The organism is Stenotrophomonas sp. STEN022, from assembly GCF_056760155.1.
On record NZ_JBRREG010000198.1, the window covers coordinates 1 to 642 of the forward strand.

Genomic DNA, 642 nt, shown 5'->3' on the forward strand with positions numbered 1-642 from the left:
GCCGCTAGCGCGAGCAAAGCGGGCGCAGCACATCCAAGCCAGAGCCCTAAGCGGCGAGACCGTAAGAATGCCTGTTTGATCTGCTGAGGATCTGACATGAGCACCTAACTCCGGAATTAAGCCGACCCGCGAAGCGGGTTCGGCTTGAATGAATTGTTAGGCGCGCTGCAGCACATGTTGGGCGTCCAGCGAGCCGTTGATTGATGTAGTAAGCGTAAGCGTGTCCCGGTCACGAGCAATGAGTAAACCGACCGGCAAGTCCGAAGCCTCGAACGAGATCTGAGTTTGAGAACGAAGATGTCCGCTCAAGCGTATTACATTGGGTAGGCCGAGTTGCGCGAAAAGCTCAACAGAGTTGCCGGAAGCACCAACCACTCCCGCAAGTTGCACCTTGTCTCCCAGCCGGAAGTCAACTGTCTGGCCATAACCGACGCGTGTAATTAGCAGCGAAGCTGCGCCGTCAGAAGAACGGTAGACTCCGATCAGATGCTGCATGAACTCGAGGGCTGGGATGCGGGTAATCATTTCGAGCGCCTAACTCTGGAATTAAGCCGACCCGCGCAGCGGGTTCGGCTTGAATGAACTGTTAGGCCTCAATGTCAGGCCCGATTTCCGACTCGTAAGCCATTGCTTCGTAGCCAA

Annotated in this window: 1 protein-coding gene; it reads right to left on the reverse strand. The window is 55.8% G+C overall.

The window, feature by feature from the left end:
• Positions 1 to 156 precede the first annotated feature (156 nt).
• Positions 157 to 525 (reverse strand): hypothetical protein, encoded by a 369-nt coding sequence (locus ACVOMF_RS20895; protein WP_481510977.1) that lies wholly within the window; start codon positions 523 to 525, stop codon positions 157 to 159.
• Positions 526 to 642: the final 117 nt, after the last annotated feature.

What these genes read in the sequence shown, in the direction of transcription:
- ACVOMF_RS20895 (WP_481510977.1), bottom strand. Translation starts at nt 525, where the DNA reads ATGATTACCCGCATCCCAGCCCTCGAGTTCATGCAGCATCTGATCGGA.